Annotated in this window: 12 protein-coding genes; 1 reads left to right on the forward strand and 11 read right to left on the reverse strand. The window is 52.9% G+C overall.

Annotation, left to right across the window (positions count from 1 at the left end; genetic code table 11):
- Nucleotides 1–277 precede the first annotated feature (277 nt).
- On the forward strand, nt 278–1,336 hold the full coding sequence (locus J7M22_04925; protein ID MCD6505952.1) for a Gfo/Idh/MocA family oxidoreductase: 1,059 nt from the start codon (nt 278–280) through the stop codon (nt 1,334–1,336).
- A gap of 13 nt (nt 1,337–1,349) precedes the next feature.
- Here J7M22_04925 and J7M22_04930 read toward each other — a convergent pair whose 3' ends face one another.
- The 11 genes from J7M22_04930 to flgL form a co-directional block, all read right to left on the reverse strand.
- On the reverse strand, nt 1,350–2,390 hold the full coding sequence (locus J7M22_04930; GenBank protein ID MCD6505953.1) for a Gfo/Idh/MocA family oxidoreductase: 1,041 nt from the start codon (nt 2,388–2,390) through the stop codon (nt 1,350–1,352).
- Between the two features lie 75 nt (nt 2,391–2,465).
- Nucleotides 2,466–3,428 (reverse strand): hypothetical protein, encoded by a 963-nt coding sequence (locus J7M22_04935; protein ID MCD6505954.1) that lies wholly within the window; start codon nt 3,426–3,428, stop codon nt 2,466–2,468.
- A gap of 9 nt (nt 3,429–3,437) precedes the next feature.
- Nucleotides 3,438–6,602, reverse strand: a complete 3,165-nt coding sequence (locus J7M22_04940; protein ID MCD6505955.1) for a DNRLRE domain-containing protein — start codon at nt 6,600–6,602, stop codon at nt 3,438–3,440.
- Between the two features lie 21 nt (nt 6,603–6,623).
- A complete protein-coding gene (locus J7M22_04945) occupies nt 6,624–7,133 on the reverse strand; it encodes a tetratricopeptide repeat protein (protein ID MCD6505956.1) in 510 nt (169 codons plus the stop codon).
- Nucleotides 7,134–7,251: 118 nt separating this feature from the next.
- Nucleotides 7,252–7,896, reverse strand: a complete 645-nt coding sequence (locus J7M22_04950; protein ID MCD6505957.1) for a hypothetical protein — start codon at nt 7,894–7,896, stop codon at nt 7,252–7,254.
- Nucleotides 7,886–8,539, reverse strand: coding sequence for a CpsD/CapB family tyrosine-protein kinase (locus J7M22_04955; protein MCD6505958.1), 654 nt, complete (start codon nt 8,537–8,539; stop codon nt 7,886–7,888). The genes J7M22_04950 and J7M22_04955 overlap by 11 nt, the downstream gene beginning before the upstream one ends.
- A 3-nt stretch (nt 8,540–8,542) precedes the next feature.
- A complete protein-coding gene (locus tag J7M22_04960) occupies nt 8,543–9,901 on the reverse strand; it encodes a hypothetical protein (protein ID MCD6505959.1) in 1,359 nt (452 codons plus the stop codon).
- On the reverse strand, nt 9,898–11,091 hold the full coding sequence (locus tag J7M22_04965; GenBank protein ID MCD6505960.1) for an SLBB domain-containing protein: 1,194 nt from the start codon (nt 11,089–11,091) through the stop codon (nt 9,898–9,900). Before J7M22_04965 ends, J7M22_04960 begins: the two co-directional genes overlap by 4 nt.
- A 97-nt stretch (nt 11,092–11,188) precedes the next feature.
- Nucleotides 11,189–11,437 carry a carbon storage regulator CsrA gene (gene csrA, locus J7M22_04970; GenBank protein MCD6505961.1) on the reverse strand — a complete coding sequence of 83 codons (249 nt, stop codon included), beginning with the start codon at nt 11,435–11,437 and terminating at the stop codon, nt 11,189–11,191.
- Nucleotides 11,418–11,885 (reverse strand): flagellar assembly protein FliW, encoded by a 468-nt coding sequence (locus J7M22_04975; GenBank protein ID MCD6505962.1) that lies wholly within the window; start codon nt 11,883–11,885, stop codon nt 11,418–11,420. The genes csrA and J7M22_04975 overlap by 20 nt, the downstream gene beginning before the upstream one ends.
- Nucleotides 11,886–11,903: 18 nt before the next feature.
- On the reverse strand, nt 11,904–12,791 hold the full coding sequence (flgL, locus tag J7M22_04980; protein MCD6505963.1) for a flagellar hook-associated protein FlgL: 888 nt from the start codon (nt 12,789–12,791) through the stop codon (nt 11,904–11,906).
- Between the last annotated feature and the right edge of the window lie 2 nt (nt 12,792–12,793).

The raw sequence follows: 12,793 nt of genomic DNA on the forward strand, positions 1-12,793 counted from the left end.
AAGCGACGAGGAGATAAAGTTCAAGATCAACATGGTCATAAGGGCTTACGATCCCTGCATCTCATGCTCAGTTCATCTTGTCAGGATATGACCCTCCCACGGGGGCGCGGAGCCCCGCGCCCCCGCCGAACTGATCCGCCCTCCGGAGAACCTGCCGCCGCAATCCAACAGCTTCCCCGAAATTTTTGAGAAGCTCTGTGTTCACCTTGATTTTCCTCCCCTTTTGAGTTATGCTAACAGCGTCAACTCCGGATATGATATCGAGGAGGGTCAACCCATGGCAGCGAATAAGGTGAGAGTTGGAATAGTCGGGATGGGAATAGGTCGAGTCAACGGCCGCGCCATATCGAGAAATCCCCGCGGCGAGGTGGTCGCCCTATGTGATCTGATCGAGGAGAGGATGAGAGACTTCGCCAAAGAGTTGCCAGGCGAGGTCAAGTTCTATACCGACTACAGGGAGATGTGTAAGGACCCCGAGGTCGACGCCGTATTCGTCGGAACGCCGAACCAATTGCACGTCCCCGTCGCCCTCGAGGCGGTTCGAAACGGCAAACACGTGCTTGTGACCAAACCTCTCGCCGATTCCGAGAAGGCCGCCGCCACCCTTGTCGAGGAGGCTGAAAAGGCGGGTGTTGTCAACATGATGTCTCTGTCCACTCGGTTCAGTCGGACGTGCCTTTACCTGGGAGATCTGGCTCGAAAGGGCTTTTTCGGGGAACTCTACTATGCCAGGGCTCGAAGCGTCCGTCGCAGCGGAATCCCCGCCTGGAACCTGGGATTCATCAAGAAGGGAGGAGGAGCCTTCCGCGATATGGGCGTTCACGTGCTTGACGCCGTTTGGTGGATCCTAGGAATGCCCAAACCCATCTGCGTGATGGGCGTCGCCGGAGCCAAATTTGGGCCGAAAGGGCTGGGTTATTGGGATTTCTCAACCCCTCCCAGGGAGATCTACGAGCAGTTTGAGGCCGATGACTACGCCGGGGGGTTCATCAGGTTCGAAAACGGCATAGGGCTTCAGGTCGAAAGCTTCTGGGCATCACATCAGCCGGGTGAGTTTCAGATCGAACTTTTCGGCACGGAAGCCGGAGCGAGGATGAACCCGCTGACGCTCTATCGGACGGAGAACGGCGCTCCTCAGGATATCACCGTCAACCTGCCCAGAGGTCCTGAGGCGTGGGACAACATCGCCAACCATTTCATCGAATGCATCCTTGACGGCAAGGAGTGTATGGCGCCGCTGAGACACGGCCTGATCGTTCAGCAGATGATGGAGGCGCTTCTTAAAAGCGCCCGCACCGGCAAAACGGTCTATATTCGCGACAAAGTAGGGGGATGAAAGCCCCGGGCTTTCATCCCTCCACCTTAACCGTTTGTCCCGTCTCAGCGGATTCCATGGCGGCATCGAAGACGACCATACATTTACGGCACTCCTCCGGTTTGACGGCGAGCTCAGCGCCCTTGTTGAGCACGTCCGAGATGTTCTGATAGTAGGATTTCCAACTTCCCCTGACCGGCTCGACGACGATCTCTTTCCACTCGCCGTCCACCTTCGTCCAGACCCGAGCGTGATGTTCGGGCGGCTCCTCGGCCGCGTCTATGTTCCCCTGCACCATCGGCCTCTCCTGGGGATCGAGGCCGAATTTGATTATCGAGCCCTCATCGCCCAGCACGAACCATCTGGGCTTTTGGGTTTTGGCGAGGTTGCTGATCTGGACCTCATAGATCAACCCGTCCTTGAACCTCATCACTAGTCTTCCAAAGTTTCCGATATCAACTCCTTCCCACTTGTGTAGATCCTGAATCTCACAATAGACCGAATCTATCTGATATCTCCCGAAGATCATCGCCTGATCGACCAGGTGCGCGCCCCAGTCGTACAGTATCCCGCCGCTCATCTCCTTTATCCCGCGCCATCCCCTCGGCGGGCCGTAGCCCATGATGGCCGTCTCGAAGCGATAGGGCTTCCCTATCATCCCGTCCTCTATGATCTTCCTGACCGTGAGGTAATCCCAATCCCATCTGCGGTTATGGAAGACGCTCAGCATGACGTTATTCCTGCGCGCCGCCTCGATCATGGCGTCGGCCTCAGCGGCGTTCATGCACATGACCTTATCGGTGACGACGTGTTTGCCGGCGTCCATCGCCTTGATCGAAAGCTCAGCGTGGGTATAGTGCGGAGTGGCGATGATGACCAGGTCCACGTTATCATCGGCTATCAGTTGATCTATGGTCTCATAGGTCTTGACGCCGTAATCCCTCTCGGCCTGGGCACGCCTTTCAGGCGAACGAGATGAGACGGCATAAAGGTTCAATCCCTCGGTGAGGCTCACGAGATATGCGTGGAAACATCTCCCCGCATATCCATAACCGACTATTCCCACGTTTACCATCTTTCAAACCTCCTCGTTAATCTCTAACTCATTACCCCTCAACCACCGTTCCCCTAACCATCCTAAATTATATCATTATTCGACCCCATATCCCACGCTCACGAAGTGTCTCATGCCTGTGGGCTCAAATCTGAGTGCGTAATCGAAAAGCAGCGCTCCACCTCCCGAAAGCTTCCATCTGAAACCGAATCCCATCGCCGGTTTGATGTTGAGCTTTGTGAGCTCCCCCGGCGACAGGCCCGTCTTTCCCCCTTCGATGTATACGTCGGCCATTCCGCCCCTTATGAAGAAGGCGTTTCCCTCCTCCTCGCCGGCCATCTCAGCTCCGATGGACAGCTTTAATGGTTCACCTTTAACTTGGATCAAATCCGCCTCCACCTTAAAGGTGGAATTGTAGCTCTTGAACGAGTAAAGCAGACCTATCCTCGCTGAAGGAGAGATCTCCTCCTCAACCTCGTCGCTCCATTTCAGTTTGGCCTTGCTTCGGAACGCAATGCCGAGGCGCAGGGATTCATCCGGTTGATAGATCGCCCCAAGCGTGATACCGTATCCGTTTCCGCTTTCATTTATCCCCTCGCCTCGCATCCCCTGCCACAGATAAAATCCATTTCCCCCGATATAGAGAAGCCCCGATTTGTATCCCATCCCAATTGTAAGCGCCATCCTTTTATCGGAGAAGGTTCCGAGCCTCACTCCGGATTCGGAGTACGAATCGGCGGGACCGGAGTCGTAATAGAGCCCGCTAAGTCCTATCGTGCCCTGACCTTCCACCGGATATGCGCCGCTGAGCGTTATCAGATTTGTGCCTAAGGTTTTAAGCCTTCCCTCCAGTTTCACCTCAGGGTTTTTCATCGCCCCCATCCCGGCCGGGTTCCAGAAAACGGCGGTGGGGTCATCCGCCATGGAGACGAAGGCTCCGCCGAGCGAGATCTGCTTTATGCCGCTCCCTATCTCAAAGGGTGATGGAGCTCCTGCCTCGGCCGATATCGCATGGCCCAGCATCATAAGGCAAAGCGAAATCACGATGGTACGCGACATCCTCACACCTCATTTGATGCCTATCTTAAATGTTCCCTCCTCCTTGCCGACCACAACTCTGCAGAAGTAGATACCGCGGGGGAGAAGATCACCCTGGAGATCTCTACCGTCCCACTCCACCAGATGTTCGCCCTCTTCCCCACTCATTTTCCTCCTGAAGACCAGTTTGCCCGCCGGGTCATAAATCATCAGCTCAGCCTCTTCCACGGGTGCCCCTAGGATAAGAACGATCCGCGTCGTGCTACCGGCGGAAAACGGGTTGGGATAGTTAAAAAACGAAAGGATCGGTCTGACTGATGCTGTAACGGTATAGGAGACGGTTTTAACTGACTCATTGCCGGCCTTATCGAGGACGTGTATCTGAATCGATCTGTGGCCCGGAGAAAGGGTCAGCGGAGATGGTGTGATATATCTGCCCTCCTCACTTTGTCTGAGATCAACACGGCTTTCCGGATCGGAATCGATCAGTAGATACACCTTGGATATCCCATTTTCATCTTCGCATCCGGCGCTCAGTGAAATCGATCCGGGGATGCGGCTACCGCTTATCGGTTGAACGGAAGTTACGCGAGGTGGGATAGTGTCCACAATGAATTTGAGGGGTTCAGGATTGAGCTTCACCTCTCCTTCCCCTTTTATCAGGAAGAGATTCAATGAATACTTCCCATCGGCGAGAGGAGCTCCATCCACCTTCGCGTCCCATTTCTCCTCGTATTTCACGCCTGCCAGGCGAGTCGTAAATTTCGTTTCAAAGACAGTTTCTCCCTTCTCGTTGAGAACCCTTAGGACCACGTCACCCGATTCAGCCAGGATGTAGGAGAAATCAAGTGTATCATTGACGCCATTTCCGTTCGGGCTGATGAAACTCGTAAACAGCTCGACCTTCGACAAAGCTATCGGGTTGACAAGATCGAGCTCGTACTTCTCTATCTTCGTCTGAGGATTGGGATTACCTGCCCTGTCCTGAACGCTGCCCGGGGAGAGATCGAGGTTGAGTATCATGTTTCTGCCCGATATGGCCCCTACTCCTCTGAGCTTATCCACTAGCTCTGAAGGTAGATCGAGATACACCCTGTTTTCATCTGTGGAGAGCTTCACCGATGAACCGGTTATCAGAGCAGATTTGGTCGGATCGACGGTTGAAGAGAGCGATAGCGAGAAGAGGGTGGGGTTTACCTTGGAGATATCCTCGCTGAAGAACAAGGTCATCGTCCCTCCCCCATCTTCCTTGATCGTCAACGTTCCGAAGTTGAGGAGCGCCGGAGGAGTAGTCTCGAGGGTTATAGATGTCGAGGCTTGGCTTTCGCTTAGCGATGCATCTCTATACCTGACCGTTATCGTCTTGAGCCCATCCCCTTTGGTAAGCGTCACCAATAAGCTCTGTTTATAAGGTATCCATTTGAAGGTGTTAACATCGTCAACTACATCCCCTGAGATAAACATCTCTGCCGCACCTTCCGCTTGGAGGGCAAGCATCACATCCCTACTCGTCGTGAACTGAGCGGCGTTGAGGATCGCCACTTTCGGATTGGATGGCCCGGTGCCTTTAAGCGTGATCTTGTAATCTGAATTCTTGGTCGATCTGCTCAGGGTATCGGTTAAAGTCACAGTGACCGTATATTCCCCATCTGGCACCCCGCCGCTTTCCCAGAGATATGTATAGCTGCCATCCCCCTCATCCTTCATCGGCTGATCGCCAGTGTCATATCCCTTCCCCGATATTCTGATCAGCCCCTTCAGTCCTTTCTCTCCCTCCTTTGTCTTAGCGATTATCAGAATTTTCTGTCCAGGACGGTAAATTCCATCAGCATCGGTTGGGTTATCCACATCATGGGAGCTAACCGATTCGATCTGTGGAGGCATCTCATCCAGCTGAACCTGTATCTCAAGCTCATTGCTCTCGTTTGACGCGCCGTCCATGAATTTGACTTTGATGCTTTTCATCCCATCCCCCGGCGAGAGAGTTGCGGGAACGGTCTGGACATACGGGATCCATCTCATAACGGTATCGGTGGGGGATAGATCTCCTGAGATGAAAGCCCACGTGGCGTCCCTCGCGGAAAGGGTGAGCGTGATATCCCTTTTGGTAACCAGCTTTGCTCCGGCGTTTACGGAGACGGAGATCGCCACCGGAGGAGTAGCATCGAGCTGAATGGTGAGGGAGCTATTTATGCTCTCGCGCTTGGAAGTTGGATCGACGAGCCTCGCTGTCACCTGATATCTTCCCTCTCCCAGTCCGTCGGTACCCCACACATACTCATAGGTTCCGTTCCCTTTATCTTCAAGCAGTCTCTCTCCCGTGTCATATCCCCCTGGCATCCCCGGGATAATTCCGACGGACTGTATCCTCACGGTCCCTACGAGCCCCGTCTGTTTGTTATGTGAGGAGATGGAAATGACGATGGATTGGCCGGGGTGGTATACCCCGTCGTTATCGGCAGCATTTGCCTCATCATAGGAGGAGATGGATTCGATCAGCTCAGGAGGCATATGGGTGATGACAAGCTTCGGCCGGTTGAGCTGTGCGGTGTCCTCTGAGGAGGCAAAGCTCTTGAGCGAAAAGGCTTTCACCTCGCCTATGAGCACGATACCATAGTTCTTCCACGTTCCGTCATACCAGTTTCTCACCGCCTCGGTGAGGTCCCAGGCATACCATCTGCCTGTTCCGGCGTCGATGGATGAAGAGGATATAGGAGTGGCGGCCCTGTCGGCCTTGCCGTCCTCAGCAGTTTTATCGTCCGCCTCCGAGAGTCCCTCTCCGTTCCAGTTTTCACCATCATCGAACTGGGTCCATCCTTTAACCCCTGCCTTTTCGAGGAATCCCTCATTCCAATTCTGCAAGACTCTGTAGGCGAAGATCTTCTCCGGCGTTGATGTCTGTTCCTCTTTGAGGAAGAGCCTTAGCTCAGCATGCAGTATCCGCGTCTCGCCAAGGGCCTCTCTGATACCATCAAATCTGATCAACACGAGATTTGGAAATCCGAACTGATCCGCGCCTCCCACGCTCAGGTCTACGATGTTGCCGGCGTGATTGGCATCGGGGAAGATATGTGCATCATAACACCCCTCATATCCATCGAGCCCCTGTTGTAATTCAACCACAACGGGAGCCGCCATCGTGAGGAAAGGGGAAAACACAAGGAAAATCGAAAAGATCATCTCTTTTATCCTCATAGACCACCCCATAAAGCGAACTCATCTCATCGCCAGAAAGCCGATTATGGCCGCTGAGACGGCGATCCAGATAAGACCTTTTGAACTGATCGCTGACTCTCCAGGTTCGATCTTTATTCTGTAGACCCCACCCGGCCGAAGGGCATAGACCGGTTGGGATGTAGTAGAGTAGAGCGGATCAGGCTTTATAAGGGTATCTCCTTTGAACACCGAAACCTTACATCCCGGCGGAAATTTGATAAGAGCCGGGTTGAGCGATGTTATGCGGGATTCACCTTTCCCTCTCCCGCCCCGAAGCGGGGTACCAGCCAGTGACCGCCATAAGGACTTCGACTTGCTCGACGTTGTGTTTTGTTGCGAGGATAGCTTCTCATGAGCGAGTTTCAGATTGGCTTTCGCTTTATCATCCTCGCCGAGCTCATAAAGCGATAGGGCCAGGAGAAAAAGGGCTTCCACGTCATCGGGATTTACCTTGAGTGCCTCTTTGAGCAGTGAGGCAGCATCGGCGTAATCCCCCGCTAGATAAAGCATCTCCCCTCTGTGCGTTGTCCCTTCCTCTCCTAAGGCGGATGCTATTATCAGGCACCATATGGCGCAATGAATACCTAAAGCGATAATGACTCCTCTACCTCGACTCATGCAAGAGCACCTACCTCATCGTCAGCCACAGCGCTCCGGCAGCTGCGGCGACAGGGATAAGGAATCTGATATATGATCGGGACTTGAATTCCCTCTCGATCTCCACCCGATACTTCACACCCGACTCGATCTGTATCGCGTCTCCCGGCCTACATATCCGACTCCTGGTATATCCCTCCTCATCCGGGCTCAACAGCTTAATTCTTCCCAGATACAAGGGCATCTCAAAGACGGCTATGGCGGTCTCCTTCGGACCTCCCCTTTCGGATTCCACGCCCTTCCAGAAGCTTGTCCTTTTTGAGGCCGATTTACGCACCCTTTGGCCGTGGAGGAGATCAGGGTGAAACCTATTATAGATGATTCCCTCCAAATCAGCCAAGTTGAGAAGTCTCTCCGAATCCCTCAGCTTTTCCCTGGGAAGTTCACCTTTGACAACTCTGTCGAATATGATCTTCCCGAGTAGGAAGGCTGCCTCAGGATTTCGGGGATCGAGTTTCAGAGCGGCGGTGAACTCTTCCTGTGCCTTTGCCAGATCGCCCTCGACCATCATATAATACGTTCCTTCGATTATATGCCTTTTAAGCGGGTCGATCCGACAGATCGCCGTCGACGGAATGAGTATTATTATGAGTGCGAGAATCACCTTAGCTTTCATATCCGTAATATCCTCTGACTTCGATATCGTTTGCTATCAAACCGAAGATCTTGATCCCCGACGATCTCAGCAGCTCCAGGGCTTTTTTCGCCTCCCCTCTCTGGGTTTTATATGCCCGCACCACCAAGGCTACGCCATCAAGATGTGTTCCCACCAATATGGCATCGTTAGCCGGCAACACAGGAGGTGAATCGCACACGATGAAATCGAAATACGTTCTGCATGCCCTCACAAGGTCGGAGACTCTAGGCGATGAGAGCAGCTGTTCGGGCGATTTGGCCTCACCGCCTGAGGGGATCAGCCATAGATTTTCCATCTCCGTCTCTCTACATGCCTCATCCATATCGGTCATCTCCACCAAAAGCTCGCTCAAACCGGGTCTACGGGATATATTGAAGAGCAGATGCTGGGACGGTTTTCTCATGTCACAATCGATTATAAGAACATGCCTTTCGGGATTATCCCTTGCGAGGGTCAGCGCCAGAAGGGAGGTTATAAGGCTTTTACCGTCGCCGCGGGCGGGGCTCGTGATCAGAATCGATCTGATTCCATTAACGGCCATCTTTATGTTCCTTATTGCCCTACGCATCTGGCTGGCGGCGGGCGAATCCTCTTTGAACTTCGATATAACGCTTCCCCTCATCTCTCACTCCAATTCGGACAACCTTGGCAGCGAGGCCAGGATCGGAAGCCTCAGAAACTCGCTCATCTCCTCTTCATCCCTGAAGGATCTATCCGAATATTCCAGCAACAGCGCAGAACCGAACCCTATGCCTAATCCCAAAATGGTGGCCATTATGACCATCCTCACCCTTCGAGGCTTGATCGGTTTGGTGGGCGGAACCGCTGGATCGAGTAATTTCGCTGAGGTGCCCAGCTTCTCCAGCTCCGCCGCTTTAGCCAGCATAGCATTGTTGAGCCTGTCATAGAGAAGCGAGTAACTCCTCTCGTAGAGTTCCTTCTCCCTAGCTAATCTGTTCAACTCCATCTCGATCTGAGGTAGTTTTCTCAACGTTTTCTCCCACTTTGATATCTCGGTTCTGAGCCATTCCTTCTTGAGAACTAAGGACGAGATCTTATCCTGCAGCTCAAGAATCCTCTTGTTTCGCTCGGTCGAATCGATCGGAAGGGAGACGGAACTTGATCTTACTTCGCCCTCGAGCTTGGATATCTCCTCCTTCAACCTTTTGATCTCGGGCCACTCGTCGCTGTATTTCGTCCTGAGCTCAGCCAGCCTCTTTTTCATAACGGCTAACTGTTCGGCCGCCATCTCACCACCTCCGCCCTGATTCGATGTGAGCCTATCGAGCTCGCGTCTGGCAGATTCGAGTTGAACCTCGACATCTAACAGGTCGTTTTTAAGCTTCTCCAGCTTGGTTTCGAGGGAGGTTTCACCTTTGGAAGTCAATATGGGGTTTTTCTCCCTGAGCTTCTGCAGTTTATCCTCCGTTTCCTGAAGCTTTTTTCTGTAATATTCAACCTGTTGTTTCAAGAATTCGTAGGATTGACTGGCAGCGGTCTGTCTGGCGGAGGAGGTGTTTTTGATGTAGACCTCTGCAATGGAATTAGCGAGATTCGCCGCCTGATTCGGGTCTGGCATCTCGACATATATCTCCATCAGATCGCCGTTTACCCTGACGGATACGGCGTTTCTGAAGAACTCCATCAGATCATCGTCCCTTACGTTTTTGCCCTTCTCTCTGGCCAGTAGCCCACGTAGATTCACCCTATCAGCTGCCTGAAGGACGTAACTTCGCGAGAAGATCCTCTCTCGCACCGATGCCTCGCTTTCATATCTAGGCACCTCAACCTGGCCCACGCTCTGCAGCATCCTCGCCGTCTCCGTTCCGAGCTCCACCACCGCCCTAGCGCTGTAGACCTTTGGCATCAGCAACGCCGCCGGTATCACAGCTAGCCAAGCTACCAGCACCGGTATTATGATAGCCTTACGCCTTCTGACGATCAGGCCCAGATAATCCTGAAAGGTCATCTCTTTAAGCTTCATCTTGTCGCCAGTTGATATACCCCGTAGACAGCTATCAGATCAACTACAAAAGCTATAACTGCTCTCAAAGTCCCAGCCGCGCTCCAAAAGGAGAACCTCCTGACCGGCACGATGATCAGGTCACCAGGAATGACTGTGGGCGGTGGATTTCCTGAGCTCGATCTGCCATTGATCCAAGGGGTCACATCTACGTTGCTCCAAACGTAATTTCCCCCTTTTTTCCGCCCTATCTTAACGGCTCTGGGATCGCTTTTTTCGGAGAGCCCACCGGCCATTCCTATCGCTTCGAGGATTGTAATCTGTCCTATGATGGGATAAGTGCCAGGGTTGTTCACCCCACCCAAGATGGTGATCTCCTCTTTTGAAGTGGGAACCAGAACCAGATCTCCCGATTCGAGGGCTGGTAACAGGGAGGGATCTCCTTTCTCGAGGAACTCCCTCACATTTACGCTCACCGACTCGCTTCGACCAGCGATCGTTCTGATCACCTTTACCTTTTCGAGCGAGCTTTCCGAGTTGACCCATCCCGCTTTTGAGATGGCCTCGACCAAGGTAGGCGTTTTGGGGAACTCGTATGTTCCTGGAGACCGGACGCCGCCTAGGATGGTTATCCGGACGATTTTTCCAGCATCTTTCCGCGAAAGCGGCCTCCTGGAGGAAGGGATGAAAAGCGCATCACCCGCCTTTAGCTTCGGCAGCCCGCCGCCCGACAGAATCGCCTTTGATAGATCCACCGTGGTGCTGATGCCATCAGAGGAAACGATCCTCGCTGAGGAAGGATCTGCGTTCTGAGTCATGCCGCCCGCCTTGGCGATGAGCTCCAGCGGCGTGGGCGGTTCGACAAAGGTATAACTTCCAGGATTGACGACAGCTCCAAAAACGCTAACTTTTAGGCTGTTGAACTGAGTGACGGTAACGGTGACGATCGGCTCCCCCCTCAGATATCGTCTCAGGACAGTCGAGATCTCCCTCTGGAGCTCGGCGGGGGTATAGCCTGCCGCCTGAACGTCGCCCACCACAGGCAGGGAGATCTTCCCATCAGGTCTGACACGGACAGCAGAGATGCTCATCTCAGGGTGATTCCACACGGATATGGACAGGACATCGTCCACCCCAATCCTGTATTCCCCCGCGCAGAGGTTTACAAACAAGAAGGTAAAGATGATATTCAAGGACAGCTTGAGCTTCATCTCATCATTAGAATAAACTAAATCGAGTATGATTGCAAGGGTTATCTAAAGATGATCGGGCAGGACCATATAAATGCGTTCATAAGCATGGCGGGTTCTATCTTTCATTGCCTCTTCCCAGTTTTTGGAACATCATACTTAGCCTGCTGAGGCCGGATTCCTTCACCCTGGCGGCGGATTCGTTTTCACGCTTTATCGCCTCGTATATCTCCTTCCTGTGGACGCTTATATGTCTAGGAGCATTTATGCCGAGCTTGACACAATCACCGCTTATATCGGTGACCATTATCTCTATATCGTCGCCGATCATTATGCTCTGGTTCTTCTTACGGGCCAGAATGAGCATAGCTCTCTCCTTCCACCTGTTCCTCCGAGCGGAGGACGGGATATCGAACGTCGTAATCCCCGTTCATCAAGATAAGCTGTTTGGCCAATCTCGTCCTCTTAGATATAAGTATAGGAGCCTGAAGGTTCGCCGTCGTCTTTGAGGGGTCGTCATCCACCGTCAATATGACGTATACGATGGCGTCAGATGCATCTCTCATTCCGAGCTGTTTGGCGCAATCCTCCGGCACGTCGAACTCGTAGTTTCGTTTAAAGATGAACGGATCGACGATCACGAACGCCAGCCAGCCCTCATCAACCGATTGAAGCCACTTCAACGGCGCTATCTCTCTGGGTTCCAAGATAACATATCTCTTATGCCCGGCAAATCCGAGCAGACCTTCGGGGAAGGTTATGATCTCCCCTTCATCTACTTCAATTTCACCAAACCTTAAAGTTTTAACCCTCATATCGCTCGCTCCCTCGCCTCATCCCAGGAAATCCAGCAGCGACGATTGAAGTAGTCTTGCCGCTGCCAGCAATGATGCCTTGTATGCGTTATCATTTCTGGCCAATTGGATCGAGGCCTCAGCAAGATCGACATCCTCGATCTGCGAGATCATCTTCTCCAACTGCTCCTTCAATCCCTCGATCGAGCTTTTGGCGAACTGGACCCTCTGTGAGTATCCTCCTATCTTCGCCCTCGCGGAAAGGATGGTCTCGTGGTTCACTTTCAACTCATCTGCCGCATCCCTTATCCCCCCGATATCGTTTGAGGTGAGGGCTCTCTCCAGATCTGATAGCGTCTTAAACAGCCCCACCTCGCCGTTGCCGAATATCTCATGGCCCGGCACATTTACCCGGATCGTCTCATCTGATCCTATCTGACGCAGGATTACGTCTGAGTTACCTCTATAGACCACCTTGCCATCGGAAGCCTCATACGGTGGCTCGGTCGTTTTCGTTCCACCGAATATATATTGTCCTGCCACCGATGTGTTGGCTATCTGGATCAGCTGTCCTTTGATCTGTCTTATCTCATCGGCGGCCTGGATCCTATCCTGGGCGTTAACCGTGTCGGACGCCATTTCGATAGCTATCTCACGGGCCCTCGATACGAGGTTCTCAGCGTCAGCAAGAACCGAGTCGGCCGTGTTTAGGAAAACCAAGGCGTTATCTATGTCCTTCAGGATCTGATCAGATCGGCTCAGATCCACCTTATATCCGATCAGCCGCCCAACTGCAGAAGGATCATCAGAAGGGCTGAGGATGCGCTTGCCGGAGGAGATCATCTCCTGACTCTCCTGCAGTCTCTTCAGGTTTCTTTGTATGTCGGATTTAAGCATCTCCGCCATGACACTCTGAGTGACCCTCACCC

This window comes from Candidatus Poribacteria bacterium, assembly GCA_021162805.1.
GTDB lineage: Bacteria > Poribacteria > WGA-4E > B28-G17 > B28-G17 > JAGGXZ01.

Bases quoted from the DNA above. Each gene is read 5' to 3' on its own strand.
- J7M22_04925 (MCD6505952.1), top strand. From the start codon at position 278: ATGGCAGCGAATAAGGTGAGAGTTGGAATAGTCGGGATGGGAATAGGT.
- J7M22_04930 (MCD6505953.1), bottom strand. From the start codon at position 2,390: ATGGTAAACGTGGGAATAGTCGGTTATGGATATGCGGGGAGATGTTTC.
- J7M22_04935 (MCD6505954.1), bottom strand. From the start codon at position 3,428: ATGTCGCGTACCATCGTGATTTCGCTTTGCCTTATGATGCTGGGCCAT.
- J7M22_04940 (MCD6505955.1), bottom strand. From the start codon at position 6,602: ATGAGGATAAAAGAGATGATCTTTTCGATTTTCCTTGTGTTTTCCCCT.
- J7M22_04945 (MCD6505956.1), bottom strand. From the start codon at position 7,133: ATGCTTTATCTAGCGGGGGATTACGCCGATGCTGCCTCACTGCTCAAA.
- J7M22_04950 (MCD6505957.1), bottom strand. From the start codon at position 7,896: ATGAAAGCTAAGGTGATTCTCGCACTCATAATAATACTCATTCCGTCG.
- J7M22_04955 (MCD6505958.1), bottom strand. From the start codon at position 8,539: ATGAGGGGAAGCGTTATATCGAAGTTCAAAGAGGATTCGCCCGCCGCC.
- J7M22_04960 (MCD6505959.1), bottom strand. From the start codon at position 9,901: ATGAAGCTTAAAGAGATGACCTTTCAGGATTATCTGGGCCTGATCGTC.
- J7M22_04965 (MCD6505960.1), bottom strand. From the start codon at position 11,091: ATGAAGCTCAAGCTGTCCTTGAATATCATCTTTACCTTCTTGTTTGTA.
- csrA (MCD6505961.1), bottom strand. From the start codon at position 11,437: ATGCTCATTCTGGCCCGTAAGAAGAACCAGAGCATAATGATCGGCGAC.
- J7M22_04975 (MCD6505962.1), bottom strand. From the start codon at position 11,885: ATGAGGGTTAAAACTTTAAGGTTTGGTGAAATTGAAGTAGATGAAGGG.